We start from the raw sequence: 14,422 nt of genomic DNA on the forward strand, positions 1-14,422 counted from the left end.
TTCCGACCTGAAATTTGCCTCGTCGGTACAAAGCCGCACGCTATGGCCATGTGGGCTTCAACACCCCAGCGGCCCACAGCTTCCCCAGTTTTCATACTTTTTCGATCTTAATGACTCTCCGTCCGGTCCCGTTGAGGCTGTCCGCCGGCTGGGACTTCCAAGCGCCGCGCCGCCGTCCTGGCATAGATTTCACCGTGTGACAGTGGCAAGGCAGCAGGTGGCTCAGGCCCGCCGCATCGTAGTCAAGATCGGGTCGTCCTCACTCACCACGGCGTCCGGCGGCCTCGACGCGGACCGCGTGGACGCCCTCGTCGACGTGCTCGCCAAGGCGCGCGGCGGCGGCGAGAAGGACATCGTCCTCGTGTCGTCCGGCGCCATCGCCGCCGGCCTCGCCCCCCTTGGCCTGCGCCGCCGCCCCAAGGACCTCGCCCGCCAACAGGCCGCCGCCAGCGTCGGCCAGGGCCTCCTCGTCGCCCGCTACACCGCCTCCTTCGCCCGCTACGGCGTGCGCGTCGGACAGGTGCTGCTCACCACCGACGACACCAGCCGCCGCGCCCACTACCGCAACGCCTACCGCACCCTCGACCAGCTCCTGGCCATGGGCGCGCTCCCCGTCGTCAACGAGAACGACACGGTCGCCACCGACGAGATCCGCTTCGGCGACAACGACCGCCTCGCCGCGCTCGTCGCCCACCTGGTCCGCGCCGACCTGCTCGTCCTCCTCTCCGACGTCGACGGCCTCTACGACGGCGACCCGTCGAAGCCCGGCACCTCCCGCATAGACGAAGTGCGCGGACCCGAGGACATCGCCCACGTCCAGATCGGCAGCGCGGGCAAGGCCGGCGTCGGCACCGGCGGCATGGTCACCAAGGTCGAGGCCGCCCGCATCGCCGCCGCCGCGGGCATCCCCGTCGTCCTCACCTCCGCGAGCCAGGCCGCCGACGCGCTCGCCGGGCGCGCCACCGGCACCCACTTCCACCGCACCGGACGCCGCTCGGCCGACCGGCTCCTGTGGCTGGCCCACGCCTCCACCCCGCAGGGCGCCCTCGTCCTCGACGACGGAGCCGTACGGGCCGTCGTCGAAGGCCACAAGTCGCTGCTCCCCGCCGGGATCGCCGCCGTCGAGGGCGATTTCGCCGCGGGCGATCCGGTCGAACTGCGCGACCTCCAGGGCCGGCCCGTCGCCCGCGGCCTGGTCACCTTCGACGCCAAGGAGATCCCCCAGCTGCTCGGCCGCTCCACCCACGACCTCGCGCGCGAGCTCGGCCCCGGCTACGAGCGCGAAGTCGTACACAGGGACGATCTGGTCGTCCTGCACCCCTGAAACGGCTGAAAGTCCAGCCTCAGGACAGACACCTTCAGGAAAACCGCCCCGCGCCCGGCCTCGGGCTGGTCAACTTTGAGGCGGGGGTACGCGCGGACCGGCGATCCGCGCAGTACCGCACCGCATCGCACACATCAGCACAGGAGGCCGCCGGTGAGACGAGCGCGCCCGGGAGCGGCGCCCCGAGGGACGACGGCTGAGCGGACCCTGACCAGCGTGGGGACGGGGGCCGACGTCGAACGCGGAGCAGCACCCGACGAGCCCGGGGACCTCCCCAGGCTGTGGCACATCACGCTCAGCGTCTCGGGGGCCGAGGCGCCGCTGAAGGAGGTCCGCCGCGGCCTCGAACAGCTCGCCCACGACCACCCGTTCCTGCTGACCAGCCGTTACGCCAACGACCACGCCGAGATCCGCTACTGGGAAGAGGCCCGCGACCTGCACGACGCGGCCGCCGTCGCCCTGCGCCTGTGGGGCGAGCACCGCTCCACCGCCAGGCTCCCGCCCTGGGAGATCGTCGGCCTCGAAGTGATCGACCGCGGCACCTACCACCAGCGGCTCGCCGAGGGATACGGCCCGCCACCGGCCGCGCCCGTCGGCGTCCACCCCTTCTGACCCTTCTGACCCTTCTGATCCTTGTCGCCCCGCTCACCCTGCTGACCCACCGCGCCCGCCTCCCGGCCCCGTCCCCTCCGGCCGGCCCGGCCGGCCCCGCTTCCGCCCCCGTCTCGGGAAGTGGAACCGGGGCGAAACGCCCGGCCGTCGCCCATTACCCTGCGGACATGGCTTCGCACACCTCGCCCTCCCCGGCCTCCTCGTCCGACTCCACGCCCCCGGTGTCCCCGGTTGTGCTGACCGCCCGCCGGGCGCGCGCCGCGGCCGCCGAGATCGCGCCACTTCCGCGCGCGGTCAAGGACGACGTGCTGCTCGCCATCGCGGACGCCCTCGAAGCGCGGACCGCCGAGATCGTCGAGGCCAACGCGGCGGACGTCGCCAAGGCCCGCGAGGCCGGCACCAGCGAGACCGTCATCGACCGGCTCACCCTGACACCCGAGCGGATCGCCGCCATCGCCGGTGACGTACGCCACGTGGCGGCCCTGCCCGACCCCGTCGGCGAGGTCGTCCGCGGCTCGACCCTGCCCAACGGCATCGACCTGCGCCAGGTCCGCGTCCCGCTCGGCGTCGTCGGCATCATCTACGAGGCCCGGCCCAACGTGACCGTGGACGCCGCCGCCCTCTGCCTCAAGTCCGGCAACGCGGTCCTGCTGCGCGGCTCGTCCTCCGCGTACGCCTCCAACACCGCCCTGGTCGCCGTCGTGCGCGACGCCGTCGCCGGCAAGGGCCTGCCCGCCGACGCGGTCCAGCTGGTGCCCGGCGAATCCCGCGACTCCGTAAGGGAGTTGATGCGCGCCCGGGGCCTGGTCGACGTCCTCATCCCGCGCGGCGGCGCCTCCCTGATCCGCACCGTGGTCGAGCAGTCCACCGTCCCCGTCATCGAGACCGGCACCGGCAACTGCCACGTCTACGTCGACGCGCAGGCCGACCTCGACATGGCCGTCTCCATCCTGATCAACTCCAAGGCCCAGCGCCCCTCGGTCTGCAACTCCGCCGAGACCCTCCTCGTCCACCAGGACATCGCCGACGCCTTCCTGCCGCGCGCCCTCGACGCCCTCGCCGACGCCGGCGTCACCGTCCACGCCGACGAGCGGGTGCGGAGCCGCGCGGGCGGCTCCAAGGCCACCGTCGTCGCGGCCACGGCCGAGGACTGGGAGACCGAGTACCTGTCGTACGACATCGCGGCCGCCGTCGTCGACTCCCTCGACGCGGCCGTCGCCCACATCCGGCAGTGGACCTCGGGCCACACCGAGGCCATCGTCACCACCTCGCAGGCCGCCGCCCGGCGCTTCACCCAGCTCGTGGACTCCACGACGGTCGCCGTCAACGCCTCCACCCGCTTCACCGACGGCGGCCAGTTCGGATTCGGCGCCGAGATCGGCATCTCCACCCAGAAACTCCACGCCCGCGGCCCCATGGGGCTGCCCGAGCTGACCTCGACGAAGTACATCGTGACCGGCGACGGCCACATCCGGTAGGCCACCGCCGCGGCCGGACCGATGGCGACAACTCGCCCCCGCGGTGGCCGAGTTCGGCCACCGGCTGCCCAAACCGACCGGGCGGGGCTACCCTGAACGCGTGCCGGACGACGCAGGGGGCGGGCCGTTCCCGGACGGCTGGGAGCCCGACGACGACCGCGGGGGCGCGGACGATGACTTCGCCTCCGTGGTGTTCGACGAGGACTTCGTACGGGCCGCGGCCATCCACGAACCCACGGCCGTCGAGCGCCTGCTCGCCGCCGCACAGGCCCGCGCCGACGCCGAGGCGGCCCGCGCCCGAGCCGGCGGCGGAGCCACCGACGACGAGTCCTACGACGACGGCTACGACCCCTACCGCTCCGGCCGCAACCCGGACGACCTCGGCGGGCCCGGCCTGTCCGGCGGAGCCGAGGCGGGCCCCTACGGCCGTTTCGGCGGCGTGCTGCGCCCGTACCGCAGCAGCGCCCGCTGGCACCGGCCCATCGCCTGGCTGATGGCCGTGATCATGGGGATCGGCATGGTCGCCCTCGCCTTCTCCGCCGTCTACCGGGGCGCCTCCTCCGACCACGAGGACAAGGCCCCGCCGCCGGCCACCAGCAACGTGGACAACCCCACCAACGCCGCGGGGCCGGGCGCCGCGGTGGCCCCGGGTGCCGGCGCCACCCCGATCCCCGGCGGGCTCCCCGCGCCGGGCGCCGGCGGCCTGCCCCTGCCGCCCCCGGCCGCCGCACCCGCACCGGCCTCCGCACCCGTGGTCTCCGGCGCATCGCCGGCCCCCTGAGCAGCAGCGGAACCAGCGCGCGGGAACTCGTCGGAACTTGTCGCGCACCAGCGCGTTTACCATCCCCCCGACAGACCTACCCTGAAGGTATGGCAGGGCGTGGAGTGCCACCCGAGGGGACACCTGAGGGCCTCCCCGGCGGAGGTGACGACGAGTATCGGTCCGTCGTCTTCGACGAATCGTTCGTCCGCGCTGCCCGCCTCCAGGAGCTCTCCGCCCAGGAGCGCCTGCGCGACCACGCGCAGGCCGTGCGCTCCCGGCCCGGCTGGTCGCTCAGAGCTTCCTCCAAACCGGCGATCGCGCTGGTGCTGCTGCTCCTGATCGCCTTCAGCACCGCCATCTACATGGGCGTACGCCACCCCTACGTGCCCCCGGCCACCAGCCACCCCGACGCGACGCAACTGACCGTGGTGCCGCTGGCCCCGCAGGGCCCGGTGCCCGGCGGCGACGCGGAGCAGCTGTTCGCCCACAGCCCGGCCGCCGCGTACCGCACGGGCGGCGCCGGGATCAGCCTGCCCCCGGCCACCAAGACCGCGCACTTCTCCGAGGCGCAGGTCATGGACGCCCTCCTGATCGCCAAGGACTACCTGATCAAGTCCTCCCTCGATCCGGACGTGCTGGCCGGCGGCCCGGTCCGGCAGATCCGGGTGCTGCTCGACCCCGATCTGATGGGCCAGTTCGACCGGAGCATGGCCGCCCCGGCCGACGACGGCAGGCACGCCGCCACCGGCTGGCTGGTGCGCTTCGACCCGGCCAAGGTGGCCCTCGCCGACCCCCAGATCCGCGTCCAGGGCGCGATGACGTACTCCGAGGTCGGCTCCGACGCACTGGACGTCAGCACCGACTACGTCTTCGTCTACGCCCTGCGCCCGGCCGGCGACGGGCCGCACACGACGGACGCCTCCCTCTTCATGGTCCGCCGCGAGGTCCACTTCCGGCTCGACAGCGAGGATCTGCGGCTCGACCGCGCCGAGGTGCAGGCCAGCGCGGTGGAGGCCGGGCCGCAGGCGTGCTCGGCCGACGTGGCCGGACAGCTGCGGCCGCTCCTCGCGGGGGAGCGGGCGAGCGCCCGGGGCCCGGTGGCCACCGATCCGTACGCGACCGGCCCCGCCCCCCAGGGCCTCTGCGCCACCCTGGCCACCGGGGCCCAGCCCACACCGTCAGCCGGCTGACGGCCCCGGCTCGTCCTTCGGCGCCGACCCGTCCGGGCCGGACGGCTTGTCCGAGGGACGCCCGCCCGCCCCGGTGAACTTGTCGCGCAGCTTGCCGCCCAGGTCCGCCGTGCCGCCCGCGATGTCGCCGACCAGCTTCATCAGCGGGTCCTTGCTGCTCTTGACCGCGTCGGCGTAGGAGGCCGCGGACTCCCGGAAGGAGTCGGTCACCGAGGTGTCCTTGTCCTCGTCGCGGCGCGGGTAGTGGCCGTCCATGATCCGCTGGTGGTCGCGGCTCTCCGCCCACTTCTTCAGCTCGGCGGCGCGCACCGTGGTGAAGGGGTGGGAGCGGGGCAGCACGTTGAGGATCTTCAGCACGGAGTCGCGCAGATCGCCCCCGGACTCGTACTCCTCGGCCTGCGCGAGGAACGCGTCCACGTTCATCTCGTGCAGGTGGTTGCCGCCCGCTATCTTCATCAGCCCCCGCATCGAGGCCCGCAGGTCCTGGCCCACCAGCAGCCCCGCCCGGTCCGCGGACAGCTCCGACTTGCGGAACCATTCGCGCAGCGCCGTCACGATCGCCATGATCGCGACGTTGCCCAGCGGGATCCAGGCGACCTTCAGGGCGAGGTTGGTGAGGAAGAGCAGGATCGTGCGGTAGACGGCGTGGCCGGAGAGGGCGTGGCCGACCTCGTGGCCGACGACCGCGCGCATCTCCTCCTCGTCGAGCAGCTCCACCAGGCCCGTCGTCACCACGATGATCGGCTCGTCGAGACCGATGCACATTGCGTTGGGCTGCGGGTTCTGCGTGACGTACATCGGGGGGACCTTCTCCAGGTCCAGGATGTAACAGGCGTCCCGCAGCATGGAGTTGAGGTGGGCGAACTGGGCGTCGCTCACCCGCACCGAGTCCGAGAGGAACAGCAGTCTCAGGCTGCGCTCGGGCAGCAGCCCGCTCAGCGCCTTGAAGACGGTGTCGAAGCCGGTCAGCTTGCGCAGCGCGACCAGCGCCGAGCGGTCCGCGGGGTGTTCGTAGGCCCGGGAGGAGATCCCGGGGAACCTGCGCCGCTGCCTGCTCGGCACGGTGTCGTTGATGTCCTCGGTCATGGGTGGCCCCCTGTCGTTCGAGTGTCTGCTCGTCCCCCTGACGACATCCACATTAGGCGGTGGCGATACCGTGGCCCGGGGGCCTGTGGATAACTTCGAGGAGACCTGTCATGCCCGACGCCATGCCGGACGTCGTCACCGCTCTCGCCGCCGCCTCCGGCCAGGGGCCGGGTGCCCTGCTGCGGATCCTGCTCCTCGCCTCCATGGTCGGAGCGGCCCTGCTGGCCTGGTTCCTGCTGCGCGGATACCGCTCGAACAGCGGCGAGGACGACAACAACGACACCAACGACTGAGTCGGCGTGAGCGTGCCCGGACCGCCCGCATACGATGTGGTCGAAGTCTCCGCCCCGACTCCCGGATAGGTCCTGCCGAAGATGAGCCTCCACAGCACCGCCGCCAACCTGGTCTCGCTCGCCGAAGGCGCCGAGCACGGTGGCAACCACAACAGCCTGGAGCCCTGGATGACGGGTGGCGGCGCGCTGCTCGCCCTTCTTCTGCTGCTCTGGATCACCACTCGCTTCAACCGCGACCGCTGATCCGGGGCCGAAAGCCGGGCCAGTAGGCTCTGCACGCATGGGAGAGCAGGAAGTGCCTACCGGTCCGGTGAAGCGACGCATCGGTGTGATGGGCGGAACGTTCGATCCGATCCATCACGGACACCTCGTGGCCGCCAGTGAGGTGGCCTCGCAGTTCCATCTGGACGAGGTCGTCTTCGTGCCGACGGGACAGCCCTGGCAGAAGAGCCACAAGCTGGTGTCCCCGGCCGAGGACCGCTATCTGATGACGGTCATCGCCACCGCCTCCAACCCGCAGTTCTCGGTCAGCCGCATCGACATCGACCGCGGCGGGGCGACGTACACCATCGACACCCTGCGGGACCTGCGCGAGCGCAACAGCGACGCGGACCTGTTCTTCATCACCGGCGCCGACGCGCTGGCCCAGATCCTCACCTGGCGCGACGCCGAGGAGCTGTTCTCGCTGGCCCACTTCATCGGTGTGACCCGCCCCGGCCACGTGCTGACGGACGACGGGCTGCCCGAGGGCGGGGTCTCCCTGATCGAGGTGCCGGCCCTGGCGATCTCCTCGACGGGATGCCGGGGAAGGGTCGCGCAGGGCGAACCGGTCTGGTATCTGGTTCCGGACGGTGTGGTCCGCTACATCGACAAGCGCCAGCTGTACCGCGGCGAGTGAGACCAGCTGTAGCGCCTGTACGTCGGCGAGTGAGAGAAGGCCACCGGTGAACGACCGCCAGTACGACCCGCAGGCGCCCCAGGTGCAGTTGGTCGGGTACGACGAGTACGGCCGGCCGGTGTACCAGCAGGTCCAGCCGCAGCAGCAGGCGTACGACGCCTATGCGCAGCCTCAGGAGCCCCAGCAGCAACAGGGGTACGGCTACGACCAGGCGTACGTCCCGCAGCAGCAGGCCTATGACCCCTACGCTCCGCAACAGCCGCAGCAGCCCCAGGAGTTCCCCGGAACCCAGCAGTTCCCGCAGCAGGCGTACCCGCCCCCCGCCGCCCAGGAGCCGGCGCCGGGGCCCGCGCCCGAGCCGCACCCCGCGCCCGTCGTGCCCCAGCAGCGCAGGGACGAAGGCGGCGAGAAGGGCGAACGCGACGACGGCGCCGAGCAGTTCTCCTTCATCGAGGAGCCCGACGAGGACTCCGAAGACGTCATCGACTGGCTGAAGTTCACCGAGAGCCGCAGCGAGCGCCGCGAGGAGGCCAAGCGGCGCGGCCGCAACCGCGTCGTCGCACTCGTCGTCGCGCTCGCCCTGGTGATGGCCGGCGGCGTCGGCTACCTCTGGTTCGCCGGCAAGCTGCCCGGTCTGTCGTCCTCGTCGGACTCGAAGTCGGGCGCCACCACGGCCGGCGCGCAGAAGCGCGACGTGATCGTGGTCCATCTGCACAACACCCAGGCGGGCGGCACCTCCACGGCCCTCCTCGTCAACAACGCGACCACCAAACAGGGCACCACGGTGCTGCTGCCCAACTCGCTGGCCATCACCGACGACGACGGCAACCGCACCACGCTGGGCAAGTCCGTCGACGCGGACGGCTCGCAGGGCACCCGCGAATCGCTCTCCACCCTCCTCGGCGCCAAGATCACGGGCACCTGGCGCCTGGACACCCCGTACCTGGAGAACCTCGTCGACCTCGTCGGCAACATCGACATCACCACGGACACCGACGTTCCCGCCGCCAAGAAGGGCGGCGACCCGGTGGTGAAGAAGGGCGAGGACCAGACGCTCAGCGGGCCCATGGCCGTCGCCTACGCCACCTACCGCGGCCCCGGCGAGGCCGAGGCCAAGCAGCTCCAGCGGTTCGGCGCGGTGATGTACGGCGTGCTCCGCAAGATCTCCGACGATCCGAAGGCGGCCACCGTCACCGTCCAGACCCTCGCGCAGATCCTCGACCCCTCGCTCCCCGACAGCGACCTCGGCGCCTCGCTGGCCAAGCTCGCCGAGCACGCCAAGGTCGGCTCGTACAAGACGGCGGTGCTCCCGGTGCAGCCCGACGGCACGCTCAGTCGGCAGGCCAGTGACAGCGTCGTCAAGGACGTGCTCGGCGGCAAGCTCGGCGGAGGGGCCGACCAGGGCTCCGCCGTACGGGTCGGCGTCAAGAACGCCAGCGGCAACAGCAAGGCGGCGGGCTCCGTCCAGATCACCCTCGTCAACGGCGGCTACGCGTTCATCGACGCGGGGAGCGCCGGCGCCCAGGCCGCGTCGCAGGTCCTGTACGGCGACGCGGCACAGAAGGAGAACGCCGTCCAGGTCGCCAAGACGCTGGGCCTGCCGGACAGCGCGGTCAAGCAGGGCGGCGCGGCCGCCAACGCCGATGTGTCGGTCGTGATCGGCAAGGACTACAAGGTGCCGAAGTAGGGGCCGCGAGGCACCCGAGAGGGGGCCCGGAGGCAATCCATACGGGGCTGTCGGCGGTCCGTGAGATCCTGGAATTCGATCTGATCCGATCTGACCGCCGACGAAAGCCTGCTTGTGACCGCCACGGACCGTTCCATCGAGCTCATCACCGCCGCCGCTCAGGCGGCTGCCGACCGGCTCGCGCACGACATCATCGCGTACGACGTCAGCGATGTGCTGTCGATCACCGACGCCTTCCTGCTCGCCTCCGCACCCAACGACCGCCAGGTCAAGTCGATCGTCGACGAGATCGAGGAGCGGCTCAACAAGGAGCTCGGCGCCAAGCCGGTGCGCCGCGAGGGCGACCGCGACGCCCGCTGGATCCTGCTCGACTACGTCGACATCGTCGTGCACGTCCAGCACAGCGAGGAGCGCGTCTTCTACGCCCTCGAGCGCCTCTGGAAGGACTGCCCCGAGCTGCCCCTTCCGGACGACGCCATGAAGACCCGGGGCAAGGCGGCCGAGCACGCCGCGCTCACCGGCGCCGACGAAACGGACGGTGAGCTGAGCTGAACGGCACCCCCACGCACAGCCGGGGCCGCCGGCTGGTCCTGTGGCGGCACGGCCAGACGGCGTGGAACCTGGAGCGCCGCTTCCAGGGCTCCACGGACATCGAGCTGACCGAGACCGGAGTCGGCCAGGCCCACCGGGCCGCGCGCCTGCTCGCCGCCCTGAAGCCGGACGCGATCATCGCCTCCGACCTCAAGCGGGCCGCCGCCACGGCCGCCGAGCTCGCGGCCGTCACCGGCCTGCCCGTCGACCACGACGCCGCCCTCCGGGAGACGTACGCGGGCGCCTGGCAGGGCCTCACGCACGAGGAGATCGTCTCCACGTACGGCGAGCAGTACGCGGCGTGGAAGCGCGGCGAGCCGGTGCGCCGGGGCGGTGGCGAGCTGGAGACCGAGGTCGCCGACCGCGCCGCCCCGGTCGTGCTGCGCCATGCCGACAAGCTGCCCGACGGCGGCACCCTCGTCGTCGTCAGCCACGGCGGCACCATCCGCACCACCATCGGCCGTCTGCTCGGGCTCGAGGCGCACCACTGGGAGGGCCTTGGCGGGCTCACCAACTGCTGCTGGTCCGTTCTCGGCGAGGGCGCGCGGGGCTGGCGTCTGCTGGAGCACAACGCCGGCACACTCCCCGAGCCGGTCCTCGGCGACGACGACTAACCGCTGCTCAGGGGCGGTGAGGGCCGGATTTCACTTTCCGGCAGATCACAGGCTAGAGTTCTTCTTGTTCGCAGCGCGGGACCGCCGAAGAAGCGGAAACAAGGCGAACAGCGGGGCTATAGCTCAGTTGGTAGAGCGCCTGCATGGCATGCAGGAGGTCAGGAGTTCAATTCTCCTTAGCTCCACAATCGGATCCCGTCCCCTCGTGGGGCGGGATCTTCTTGTTGTCCCGGTTGTCGCCCCGGATTGTCGTCCGGACCGCCCCGGCCCACCGGGGCCCGGCGCCGGTTCGGTGCCGGCCGTGGCGGCCCGGCCGGTCTCGTATCCCGACAGCACTGACCCTCTTGCGAGGACATGGCAGAATCGGGACGGCCGGAGGGGGACGACGGACCGAACGGGAGGGAGTGCGCGATGCCCGCGAGTCGCGAAGAATTCCCGGAACCGCCCGGCGGCCCGACCGTGCCGGTGCCCGGCGCCCGCCTGAACTGCCCCTCCTGCGGCTCCTCCCACGTCGCCCAGATGCTCGGCGACAACGGAGGGGTGTCCTACGTGTGCACGGCCTGCGGCCACAGCTGGAGCTGAACATGGGTGCACACAGGCGGAAATGCGACTGGTGCGGCAGTGGTACGCCCATCGTCAGGGACATGGATCCGGTCAACACCGACTACCAGTACTGGTGCGAGGAATGCGCGCGGGCGCTGATCATAAAGGGCGATCCGATCGAGACGTACCGGGAACTCGAAGGGGAGCCGATCTACGGCCGCCTCCTTGAGGCCCACTGCACGCTGAAGCGCTTCTACTCCTTCGCCACGGCCTGAGCGCCGCGAGGACCAGGAAGCCGGCCCCGGCCAGCGGATAGAGCGCCGAGAGCGCCATCTGGCCACCGCCCTGGGCGAGTTCGGGCCGGCTCGTGCCGTGCGGGACCCACCACAGCGCGTACGTGGCGAAGACGCAGCCGAGCAGCGCCCAGCGGGACCGCTCGGCGCCGAGCAGCACCACCACCGGCACGCACCACACCCAGTGGTGCGACCAGGAGACCGGGCTCACGAGCAGCCCCGTGACGGCACAGGACATCGCGGCCCAGGCCCGCTCGCCGCGCAGCTCGGCGCGGACCGCGACCGCCAGGCCCAGGGCGGCCGTGACGGCCGCGGCGGCCGGCCACCAGAGCCCCGGGTCGCCGGTCTGCAGCAGCCGGGCCAGCACCCCGCGCAGCGACTGGTTGGCGGTGTCCTCGGCATGACCGACGCGGCCCGCCTCGAAGACCATGGACGTCCAGAAGCGCAGCGAGTCGTGCGGGAGCGCCACCGCGGCCGCCCCCGTGGCCGCGCAGAACACCGCGGCCGCCCTGATGACGACGGCGAGCGGAAAGTTCCCGCCGCCGCCCCTCATCCGGGTGACCGCGGTGAGCAACAGGTACAGGCCGAACAGGGCGGGTGTGAGCTTCAGCGCGGCCGCGAGCCCGATGCCGGCCCCCGCCCAGCGGTGACCCCGGGCCCGGGTGAGGTCCCAGAGCACGACGACGGCCAGCAGCAGGTTGACCTGGCCGTAGCGCAGCGTGGTCCACACCGGCTCGCACCACACGGCGAGCGCGGCGATCCACAGGGCGGCACCCGGCCGCCGCGGCCCCGCCAGCCGCAGCGACAGATGGGCGAGGGCGAGCAGCAGCCCGAGGTTGGCCGCGGTCGCGAGGGCGCGCAGCACCGGGACCCCGACCAGGGTGAGCGGCGTGAACAGCAGGGCAGCGAACGGCGGGTAGGTGGTGGGCAGCCGCGCCTCGGTCGCCCGCATCGCGTACAGGTCGGCGCCGGCCCGTACGGTCTGCCCCTCGGCGCGGTAGACCAGCAAGTCGATCATCGAGACCCCGGCGGCCCGCTGGGCGGCCCAGAACACCGCGAACGAGAGCAGGCAGACGGCGGCGGGGAGGGCAAGGGGGTGCCGGTCGGAGGGGAGTCGGGCAGCGCTCGGCGCGAGTACCTTCACGGTCACGAAGCTGGACGTTACCGTCCTTCTTCGTACAGAACGGAAACCGATTTGGTGAAGCACCGGGGTGACCGTGTAATGTTCTCGATGTCGCCGGGGGAAACCGGGCGGCGCCAGAACAAGGGGCTATAGCTCAGTTGGTAGAGCGCCTGCATGGCATGCAGGAGGTCAGGAGTTCAATTCTCCTTAGCTCCACAGTGAAGAAGGCGGGTCATCCGAATCGGATGGCCCGCCTTCTTGTTTGTGTCCCGTTCCTGGGGCGTCCCGCCTGTGGTGGGCGCCTGGAGGGGAACGTGTTCCCCTCCAGGCGCCCGTAATGATCAGAAGTGGTCAACTACGGCCGCTGCCCAGGGCTTTGCGGCTGACCTGGGGGAGCGCGGCCGGAGCCGTCCGCTCGATCCGTAGCGCGAGCGCGGGACAGCGGCGCACGGCCCGCTGTGCGCGCCCCCGCAGATGGGCGGGCACGGCGGCGTCCGCGACCAGGGGGTAGCCGTCGGGGCCCAGCCGGATCAGCTCCGGCACGATGTCCGCGCAGAGCCCGTGGCCCTCGCACAGCGTCCAGTCGACGACCACCTTCTCGCCGCTCGGCACCCCCTCGTCCTGGTAGCCGGGGGCGGGCAGCGGAAGCACACCCATGGTCGGACGCCCGCACCCCCCGCCCAGGACGTGGGCCGCCAGGTCGTCCGTGAACGCCGCCAGGGTCGAGGCGAGGAAGCGGGCCGAGCCGTCCGGATGCTTGCAGGCGCCACGGCCCTTCACCGCCCCCGTCACCTCGCGCAACGCTTCGAGGGCGGCCGGACCGCCGCCGCCCAGGACGTCGGCGAGCCCGGCCGCGGCGGCGGGCAGCCCGAGTCTGCAGGGCCCGCACTGGCCGGCCGTCTCGGCGGCGAGCCATCGCGCGACCCTCAATGCCTCACCGAGCGCACACGTTCCCGCTCCGATGGGCAGGATGGCACCCGCGCCCAGGGCGCCGCCGAGCGCCGACAAGGAGGCCCGCGAGAGCGCCGCGTCATGCGCGGCCACCGCGTTCAGCCAACTGCCGTGGTAGCCGCCGGTCAGGACGCCCTGCGGCATCGACGGGGCTCCGGCCATCTGCAGGACGTAGCGCAGGGGCACCCCGGTCGGCGCCTCCACCACCATCGGCCGGGCGACCGCGCCGGAGACCGTCAGGAGCACGGTGCCGGGCTCACTGGAGTCGCCGGTGTTGCCGAACCGGTGCGGGCCGAGCCGCGCGGCCACCGCGAGCTGGGCGAACGTCTCGGCGTTGGAGAGCAGCGTCGGGGCGCCCCCGACGCCGGACTCGGCGGCCCGCTCGCGCCGGCCAGGCGGCAGCGCGGGCCCGCCGTCCACCGCCCGGATCACCGCCGACGCCTCGCCGGACACCATGCGCTCGGGGGTGCGCACGACACGGGCGCGCAGCGGGGAGTTCCGCTTGTCGGTGAGGCCGCGCTCGTCGAGGGCGGCGCGCACGGACGCCTCCGTGGAGTCCCGGGTGACGGCGACCACCAGGGTGCGGGCACCGAGCGCCTCGGCGGCCAGCAGGGCGCCGTCCAGGACGAGATGGGGGGCCCGGCACACCAGGACCGTGTCCTTGCGGCAGGCGGGCTCGCCCTCGCTCGCGTTGACGACGACGACCGGGCGTATCCCGCGCCGGATCGCGGCGGAGGCGACCGCGCGCAGCTTGCGGCTGAAGGGGAATCCCGCGCCGCCGCGGCCGTTGAGGGCGACGTCGTCGGCGAGTTGGGCCAGGCGCTCACCGTTGATCGGGTCCAGCGCGCCGTGCACCTTGAGGTGCATGGGCAGCGCCAGGCGCTCGACGAGGTCGAAGCCCGCGGTCACGTGGGGCAGCCCCACGACGCGGACCTCGGGAACATCGGGGAGGGGGCTGTTCATGGTCGTACTCCTG

At 72.2% G+C, this 14,422-nt stretch carries 15 protein-coding genes, 2 tRNA genes and 1 pseudogene; 15 read left to right on the forward strand and 3 right to left on the reverse strand.

Going from position 1 to position 14,422, the window contains the following annotated elements; genetic code table 11:
• Positions 1 to 196 precede the first annotated feature (196 nt).
• The 5 genes from proB (at position 197) to OOJ98_RS04165 (ending at position 5,367) form a co-directional block, all read left to right on the forward strand.
• A complete protein-coding gene (gene proB / locus OOJ98_RS04145; protein ID WP_267053239.1) occupies positions 197 to 1,324 on the forward strand; it encodes a glutamate 5-kinase in 1,128 nt (375 codons plus the stop codon).
• 153 nt (positions 1,325 to 1,477) lie between these two features.
• The gene (locus tag OOJ98_RS04150) at positions 1,478 to 1,936 is read left to right on the forward strand and encodes a hypothetical protein (protein WP_267053240.1); all 459 of its coding nucleotides are present in this window, start codon (positions 1,478 to 1,480) and stop codon (positions 1,934 to 1,936) included.
• A gap of 167 nt (positions 1,937 to 2,103) precedes the next feature.
• The gene (locus OOJ98_RS04155; RefSeq protein WP_267053241.1) at positions 2,104 to 3,414 is read left to right on the forward strand and encodes a glutamate-5-semialdehyde dehydrogenase; all 1,311 of its coding nucleotides are present in this window, start codon (positions 2,104 to 2,106) and stop codon (positions 3,412 to 3,414) included.
• 100 nt (positions 3,415 to 3,514) lie between these two features.
• Complete coding sequence (locus OOJ98_RS04160; protein ID WP_267053242.1) at positions 3,515 to 4,195, forward strand: hypothetical protein; 681 nt, start codon at positions 3,515 to 3,517, stop codon at positions 4,193 to 4,195.
• Between the two features lie 89 nt (positions 4,196 to 4,284).
• Complete coding sequence (locus tag OOJ98_RS04165) at positions 4,285 to 5,367, forward strand: hypothetical protein (RefSeq protein ID WP_267053243.1); 1,083 nt, start codon at positions 4,285 to 4,287, stop codon at positions 5,365 to 5,367.
• Here OOJ98_RS04165 and OOJ98_RS04170 read toward each other — a convergent pair.
• On the reverse strand, positions 5,356 to 6,453 hold the full coding sequence (locus OOJ98_RS04170; RefSeq protein ID WP_267053244.1) for a M48 family metallopeptidase: 1,098 nt from the start codon (positions 6,451 to 6,453) through the stop codon (positions 5,356 to 5,358). The two genes, OOJ98_RS04165 and OOJ98_RS04170, sit on opposite strands and share 12 nt — an antisense overlap.
• 110 nt (positions 6,454 to 6,563) lie before the next feature.
• Between OOJ98_RS04170 and OOJ98_RS04175 the strand changes: the two genes are divergently transcribed.
• The 9 genes from OOJ98_RS04175 to OOJ98_RS04215 all read left to right on the forward strand — a co-directional run bounded on the left by OOJ98_RS04175 (position 6,564) and on the right by OOJ98_RS04215 (position 11,354).
• Positions 6,564 to 6,746, forward strand: coding sequence for a hypothetical protein (locus tag OOJ98_RS04175; protein WP_267055656.1), 183 nt, complete (start codon positions 6,564 to 6,566; stop codon positions 6,744 to 6,746).
• An 81-nt stretch (positions 6,747 to 6,827) separates the two neighbouring features.
• Entirely contained in the window at positions 6,828 to 6,989 is a 162-nt protein-coding gene (locus OOJ98_RS04180) for a hypothetical protein (protein ID WP_267053245.1), read from the forward strand.
• A 37-nt stretch (positions 6,990 to 7,026) separates the two neighbouring features.
• Positions 7,027 to 7,644, forward strand: coding sequence for a nicotinate-nucleotide adenylyltransferase (gene nadD / locus OOJ98_RS04185; protein ID WP_267053246.1), 618 nt, complete (start codon positions 7,027 to 7,029; stop codon positions 7,642 to 7,644).
• Positions 7,645 to 7,690: 46 nt separating this feature from the next.
• Positions 7,691 to 9,331 (forward strand): LCP family protein, encoded by a 1,641-nt coding sequence (locus tag OOJ98_RS04190; protein ID WP_267053247.1) that lies wholly within the window; start codon positions 7,691 to 7,693, stop codon positions 9,329 to 9,331.
• Between the two features lie 114 nt (positions 9,332 to 9,445).
• Positions 9,446 to 9,883, forward strand: a complete 438-nt coding sequence (rsfS, locus tag OOJ98_RS04195) for a ribosome silencing factor (protein WP_100578254.1) — start codon at positions 9,446 to 9,448, stop codon at positions 9,881 to 9,883.
• Positions 9,880 to 10,536, forward strand: coding sequence for a histidine phosphatase family protein (locus OOJ98_RS04200; protein WP_267055505.1), 657 nt, complete (start codon positions 9,880 to 9,882; stop codon positions 10,534 to 10,536). The genes rsfS and OOJ98_RS04200 overlap by 4 nt, the downstream gene beginning before the upstream one ends.
• A gap of 112 nt (positions 10,537 to 10,648) precedes the next feature.
• Positions 10,649 to 10,721: transfer RNA gene (locus OOJ98_RS04205), tRNA-Ala, on the forward strand.
• Positions 10,722 to 10,947: 226 nt separating this feature from the next.
• On the forward strand, positions 10,948 to 11,118 hold the full coding sequence (locus OOJ98_RS04210) for a hypothetical protein (protein WP_267055657.1): 171 nt from the start codon (positions 10,948 to 10,950) through the stop codon (positions 11,116 to 11,118).
• 2 nt (positions 11,119 to 11,120) lie between these two features.
• Positions 11,121 to 11,354: a hypothetical protein gene (locus OOJ98_RS04215; RefSeq protein WP_053726163.1), complete on the forward strand. Its 234-nt coding sequence runs from the start codon at positions 11,121 to 11,123 to the stop codon at positions 11,352 to 11,354.
• A gap of 1 nt (position 11,355) precedes the next feature.
• On the opposite strand, the pseudogene OOJ98_RS04220 reads toward OOJ98_RS04215, so the two are convergent.
• Positions 11,356 to 12,522: pseudogene (locus OOJ98_RS04220) on the reverse strand (glycosyltransferase 87 family protein); the annotation flags it as partial.
• 116 nt (positions 12,523 to 12,638) lie between these two features.
• Between OOJ98_RS04220 and OOJ98_RS04225 the strand changes: the two are divergent.
• A tRNA-Ala gene (locus OOJ98_RS04225) sits at positions 12,639 to 12,711 on the forward strand.
• Positions 12,712 to 12,846: 135 nt separating this feature from the next.
• Here OOJ98_RS04225 and OOJ98_RS04230 read toward each other — a convergent pair.
• A complete protein-coding gene (locus OOJ98_RS04230) occupies positions 12,847 to 14,409 on the reverse strand; it encodes an NADH-quinone oxidoreductase subunit NuoF family protein (RefSeq protein ID WP_267053248.1) in 1,563 nt (520 codons plus the stop codon).
• Between the last annotated feature and the right edge of the window lie 13 nt (positions 14,410 to 14,422).

It is taken from the genome of Streptomyces sp. NBC_00083, assembly GCF_026343295.1.
Classification (GTDB): domain Bacteria; phylum Actinomycetota; class Actinomycetes; order Streptomycetales; family Streptomycetaceae; genus Streptomyces.

What these genes read in the sequence shown, in the direction of transcription:
- OOJ98_RS04165 (WP_267053243.1), top strand. Translation starts at nt 4,285, where the DNA reads ATGGCAGGGCGTGGAGTGCCACCCGAGGGGACACCTGAGGGCCTCCCC.
- nadD (WP_267053246.1), top strand. Translation starts at nt 7,027, where the DNA reads ATGGGAGAGCAGGAAGTGCCTACCGGTCCGGTGAAGCGACGCATCGGT.
- OOJ98_RS04175 (WP_267055656.1), top strand. Translation starts at nt 6,564, where the DNA reads ATGCCCGACGCCATGCCGGACGTCGTCACCGCTCTCGCCGCCGCCTCC.
- OOJ98_RS04210 (WP_267055657.1), top strand. Translation starts at nt 10,948, where the DNA reads ATGCCCGCGAGTCGCGAAGAATTCCCGGAACCGCCCGGCGGCCCGACC.
- OOJ98_RS04230 (WP_267053248.1), bottom strand. Translation starts at nt 14,409, where the DNA reads ATGAACAGCCCCCTCCCCGATGTTCCCGAGGTCCGCGTCGTGGGGCTG.
- OOJ98_RS04155 (WP_267053241.1), top strand. Translation starts at nt 2,104, where the DNA reads ATGGCTTCGCACACCTCGCCCTCCCCGGCCTCCTCGTCCGACTCCACG.
- OOJ98_RS04215 (WP_053726163.1), top strand. Translation starts at nt 11,121, where the DNA reads ATGGGTGCACACAGGCGGAAATGCGACTGGTGCGGCAGTGGTACGCCC.
- OOJ98_RS04170 (WP_267053244.1), bottom strand. Translation starts at nt 6,453, where the DNA reads ATGACCGAGGACATCAACGACACCGTGCCGAGCAGGCAGCGGCGCAGG.
- OOJ98_RS04180 (WP_267053245.1), top strand. Translation starts at nt 6,828, where the DNA reads ATGAGCCTCCACAGCACCGCCGCCAACCTGGTCTCGCTCGCCGAAGGC.